The organism is Saccharomonospora halophila 8, from assembly GCF_000383775.1.
Lineage (GTDB): Bacteria > Actinomycetota > Actinomycetes > Mycobacteriales > Pseudonocardiaceae > Saccharomonospora > Saccharomonospora halophila.
Genome location: NZ_KB912548.1, coordinates 26,592 through 31,327 on the forward strand (window position 1 = coordinate 26,592; position 4,736 = coordinate 31,327).

At 69.7% G+C, this 4,736-nt stretch carries 4 protein-coding genes and 1 tRNA gene; 2 read left to right on the forward strand and 3 right to left on the reverse strand.

Annotation, left to right across the window (positions count from 1 at the left end; genetic code table 11):
- On the forward strand, positions 1-536 hold a 536-nt coding region (locus SACHA_RS21655; protein WP_051110188.1), incomplete at its 5' end, for a class I SAM-dependent methyltransferase.
- A gap of 137 nt (positions 537-673) precedes the next feature.
- Here the strand turns inward: SACHA_RS21655 and SACHA_RS0111395 are convergent.
- The 3 genes from SACHA_RS0111395 to SACHA_RS0111405 form a co-directional block, all read right to left on the reverse strand.
- Positions 674-747 (reverse strand) — tRNA-Pro (locus tag SACHA_RS0111395).
- Positions 748-776: 29 nt separating this feature from the next.
- Positions 777-1,718, reverse strand: a complete 942-nt coding sequence (locus SACHA_RS0111400; protein WP_019809809.1) for a metallophosphoesterase — start codon at positions 1,716-1,718, stop codon at positions 777-779.
- Between the two features lie 135 nt (positions 1,719-1,853).
- Positions 1,854-4,022, reverse strand: coding sequence for a transglycosylase domain-containing protein (locus tag SACHA_RS0111405; protein WP_019809812.1), 2,169 nt, complete (start codon positions 4,020-4,022; stop codon positions 1,854-1,856).
- A 319-nt stretch (positions 4,023-4,341) separates the two neighbouring features.
- Between SACHA_RS0111405 and SACHA_RS0111410 the strand changes: the two genes are divergently transcribed.
- Positions 4,342-4,638: a WhiB family transcriptional regulator gene (locus SACHA_RS0111410; protein WP_007023627.1), complete on the forward strand. Its 297-nt coding sequence runs from the start codon at positions 4,342-4,344 to the stop codon at positions 4,636-4,638.
- Positions 4,639-4,736 lie beyond the last annotated feature (98 nt).

A 4,736-nucleotide genomic window follows, 5' to 3' on the forward strand; every position in this document is an offset into this window, starting at 1 on the left:
ACGCGGCCGTGCGCACCGTCGACTTCGCGGTCGCGCTCGCCCGCGCACTGCCGGTGCCGACCGCGTGTGCGGACGTCGTGTTCGCGCACGGCCTGCTCGCCGACGAGCCGGACCAGGCGGCGGTGCTCACCGAGTTCTTCCGGGTCCTGCGGCCCGGCGGGACACTCGCCCTGTCCACGCCGGACTGGAGCCGGGTGCGGTTGCGGCCGCACACGGCGAACGTCGACGCCGCGCTGCGTGGCTGGCAGCTGTTGCGGCGGCGGACCGGGGCGGACCCGTACGCCGGGAGGCGGGTGGACGACCGGGTGCGCAGGGCCGGGTTCCGCGACGTCCGCTCCCGGACCCGGCATGTGGCCGACTACGACTACCGGCAACTCGCCCGCGACGTCGAGGCGGAGCTGGCCGGGGCGGTCCGGACCGACGACGGGATCGTGGACCAGCAGCTCGCCAGTGCGGCCCGCTCGGCGTGGATGTGGGTGCGGGGCGGCCCCGGTGACGTCAGCCGGTGCTGGGTGGAGACCCTCGCCGTGCGGTGAATCACGCTCGGCCGGTGCTCTCCAACCGCGTGCGGCAACGCGGCCGCGTGCGGCAACGCGGGACACCACGGAAAGACACGACGGAACAACGAGAAGGGCCCCTGCCCGGTCGCCCGGACAAGGGCCCTCTCGCTACGTCGGGGTGGCGGGATTTGAACCCACGACCTCCTCGACCCGAACGAGGCACGCTACCAACCTGCGCCACACCCCGATGTCTTCCTCAGCGGGTCGACACCCAGTCTAACGGACGTTGCCGACGGCTCGACGCGGGGCCGGGTTTTCCGCCGTGTGTGGTGTCGCACCCCTCGGGACCAGCGTCAACAGGCTTGCCTCCGGGGGGCAGGCGAACCGGGCGGGCGCGTACGGCGAGGTGCCGAGCCCGGCGGAGACGTGCAGCCACATGTGGGAGCCCCACCGCGAGACGCCGCGGGCGCGCGAGCGGTCGAGGTCGCAGTTCGTCACCAGCGCGCCGAACCCCGGCACCCGCAGTTGGCCGCCGTGGGTGTGGCCCGCCAGCACCAGGTCGTAGCCGTCGGCCGCGAACGGGTCCAGCACACGGGGCTCGGGTGAGTGGGTCACCCCGAGCCGCAACGCGGGCGCGCCCCCGGGCCTGCCGCTCACGTCGGAGTAGCGGTCGCGGTCCAGGTGCGCGTCGTCCACACCGGTGGCGACCACGGTCTGCTCCGCCACGGTGAGCGTCCGGCGTACGTGTGTGAGGTCGTGCCATCCGTGTTCGACGAACGCCGCCCGCAGGTCGCGCCAGGGCAGTTGCGGGCCGTGGACCCGCGTGCGGCGCCCCTTCGGCATCAGGTACCGCGCCGGGTTCTTGGGCTTCGGGGCGTAGTAGTCGTTGCTGCCGAACACGAACAGGCCCGGCCGGTCGAGCAGGGGAGCCAGCGCCCGGAGCACGGCGGGCACGGCGCGCGGGTGGGAGAGGTTGTCCCCGGTGTTGACCACCAGATCCGGCTCCAGTCGGCCCAGCTCGGCCACCCAGCGCTGTTTGGCCTCGTGGCCGGGAAGCATGTGCAGATCGGAGATGTGCAGGACACGCAGCGGCCGTGCGCCCTCGGCCAGCACCGGAAGGTCCGCGGTCCGCAGGGTGAACCGCCGCCGCTCGACCCCGACGGCGTACCCGAGCGTCGCAGCGGCCGTGACCGCTGTCCCCGTCGCGAGGCGTTTCATCATCATCCTTGGGGAGACGTGTGTCACCGACAGTACGTCCGCGAGGGACGATCGGTTGCCCTACCAGGGCAGACTACCGAAACGGGCGACAATTGCTCACCCGGTTCAGCGACGGCTCGGCGGAGGTGGGGCTCGTTACCGGATGTCCGCGTACCTCGGGTGCGGCTCCGGCAACGGTGCCGCCGGCTCGCCCTCCAGGGCCGGCTTCACGGCCCGGAACCAGGTGCGGGCCGGTGTCTTGCCGCCGAACATGTTGCCCGCGCCCTGTGGGACGGCCCGGACGTTGCCTGGTCCTCCGTCGACAAGCCCGCCGTAGGGCACATCGGGGCGGAAAACCATGGCCGCGCCGGCGATCTGCGGTGTGGCGCCGATAAAGGCTGCCGAACCGCTGTGCTGCGTCGTCCCGGTCTTCCCGATCACCGGCCGGTCCCAGCCCGCGGCCTCGGCCGCGGCGTGCGCGGTGCCGCCGGAGGCGGTGTCCTTGCTCAGTCCCACGGCGAGCGTGTCCGCGACTCCCTCGGGCACGGCCTGCTCGCACGGTTGTTCTTCGATGGGGTGAGCGGTCCCGTCCCGGTCGGAGATCTCCAGGATCGGGGTGGGTGGGCACCAGACCCCGCCACTCATGATGGTCGCGGCGACGTTCGCCATTTCCAGACCACTGGTCGGGCTCGCACCGAGCGTGAAGAAACCCTTGCCCGGTGAGTTCTCGCTGGGACCGAAGTACTCCGTCTGGCTCTGGTTGTACATGGGATCGTCCGACTCCGGATCTACCGGGCCACCGACCGCAGGGTTCGAGGCCATCGTCTTGCGCAGGCCGAGCTTGCTCGCCATCTGCACGACCGGCCCCATCCCGACCTCTTCTTCGAGCACGACGAACGCGGTGTTCGGCGACTTGGCCAGCGCGTCCTGCAGAGTCATCGTCCCCGGATAATCGCCCGCATTACGCACGCAGTAGGTGCGGATCCCGCTCGAGCCGATCGGACAGTGTTCGCCACCCCAACTGAACACCTGGGATACGTGGAATCCCGGCACGCGGACCTCGTCGAAAATGCCGTACCTGCGCTGTTCCAGCGTCGCGGCGGCGGTGAAGATCTTGTAGCTGGAGCCGGTACCCGTCACATTCATGATCTCGTAGGGCAGGCCCAGCATGGTCTGGCCCTTGTCCGGATCGGGGCCGTAGTCGCGGTTCGCGGCCAGTGAGAGTACCTCGTGCCGTTCCTCGCCGGGTTTGACCAGGGAGAGCGTGTTCGCCACGTTGGGCTCGTCCTGATCGACCTCGGCCTTGGCCGCCTGGGCGGCCAGGTGGTTGACGTCGGCGTCCAGGGTGGTGCGGATGGTGTAGCCGCCGGTGAGCAGGTCGTCCTGCTGCATCCCGTGCTCGTAGAGGTACTCGATCACGTACTGGCAGAAGAAGCCGCTCTCGGCGCCGGTGCAGTTGGCGGCGGCCTTGTCCGGACCACCGGGCAACACACCGAGCGGTTCCTTCTTGATGCGTTCGGCGTCGTCCCGGGAGAGTTTGTGGTTGTCCACCATCGTGTCGAGCACGATGTTGCGGCGCTTCTTCGCGCCTTCCGGGTTGTTCCACGGGTCGAGCACGGCGGGATTGTTCACCGCGCCCGCCAGCAGCGCCGCCTGCGGAACGGTCAGTTCCGCCGCCGTGGTCCCGAAGTACGCCTTCGCGGCCGCGCCGACGCCGAAGATCTCGCGGGAGAACTCGATGATGTTGAGGTATCCGGTGAGGATCTCCGGCTTGGACATCTTGGTCTCGAGCTGCATCGCGATGCGCGCCTCCTTCAGCTTGCGCGCGATCGAGACCTCCTGGGCCTTCTGCTGGCCCAGTTCGTCGTTGCGGTACGTGACGTTGATCAGATAGTTCTTCACGTACTGCTGGGTCAACGTCGAGGCGCCCTGGGTGTCGCCGCCCGCGGAATTGCTGATGGCGGCCCGCATCGTGCCTTTCCAGTCCACCCCGTGGTGATCGTAGAAGCGCCGGTCCTCGACCGAGATGATCGCCCACTTCATCGCCTCGGAGATCTCGTCCGGCGCGGTGGGGATGCGGTACTGGTCGTACACCGTCGCGATGCGCTCACCATCGCGGTCGGTGATGTTGGTGATCAGTGGTGGCGGTTCGTCGGCCAGGTTCGACGACATCGACTCGACCGTGTCGCTGGCCTGGTTCGAGACCACCCCCGCGGCGCCGACGACCGGGAACAGCAGCCCGGCCACCAGTACGCCCGCGAGCAGACACAGCCCCACCATCTTGAACAGCCCGCTCCGGATACCCACACCGGACAGGGTACGCATGCGGGGGTGTGATCGTGGTGACCCGTTCCGGCGGTATCGTCGTCCGCACCGTGACGCGGTGATCACCCACCGGACCGAGGGGCTGGTCGTCCGGGTCGCGGCGACCGGAGGTCGTTACCGATCCGATATCGGGTAACAACGACCGAACGGGGTTGGCGGACGGAACCGTTGAGTCCTACAGTCCGTCAACAACTCACGTGGGCGGTGCCGGGGAGGCGCCGTCCGGAGGGAACGTGAGCAACGTGAGACCTGCTTGCGGGGGGCGAGGTCGTCTTCGTCGTCATCCGCCTGCCGGTCGTGACAGGTAGGAGCTGGGGGTATGAACACCGAGCACACCGACTGGCGCATCCATGCCTACTGCCGGGACACCGATCCCGACGGCCTGTTCGTCCGCGGGGCCGAACAGAATCGCGCCAAGATGGTCTGCATGGGATGTCCGGTCCGGACGGAGTGCCTCGCCGAGGCGCTCGACAACCGGATCGAGTTCGGCGTCTGGGGTGGTATGACCGAGCGGGAGCGGCGTGCGCTGCTGCGCAGGCGGCCGGGTGTGCCGAGCTGGCGCGCACTGCTCGAAGCCGCCAAACGGGAGTACGAACCCGCCGAACGGGTTTCCTGACCGCGTCCCGGCGGCGTCCGACGTGGTACGGGCGGCCGGGGCGCGTCCACGGACGGCACGGGCGGTGTGCGGGACCCCCGTCGCGGGGGCCTGCGCCC

Excerpts from the sequence above, each read along its gene's own strand:
- SACHA_RS0111400 (WP_019809809.1), bottom strand. The coding sequence starts at position 1,718 with ATGAAACGCCTCGCGACGGGGACAGCGGTCACGGCCGCTGCGACGCTC.
- SACHA_RS0111405 (WP_019809812.1), bottom strand. The coding sequence starts at position 4,022 with ATGCGTACCCTGTCCGGTGTGGGTATCCGGAGCGGGCTGTTCAAGATG.
- SACHA_RS0111410 (WP_007023627.1), top strand. The coding sequence starts at position 4,342 with ATGAACACCGAGCACACCGACTGGCGCATCCATGCCTACTGCCGGGAC.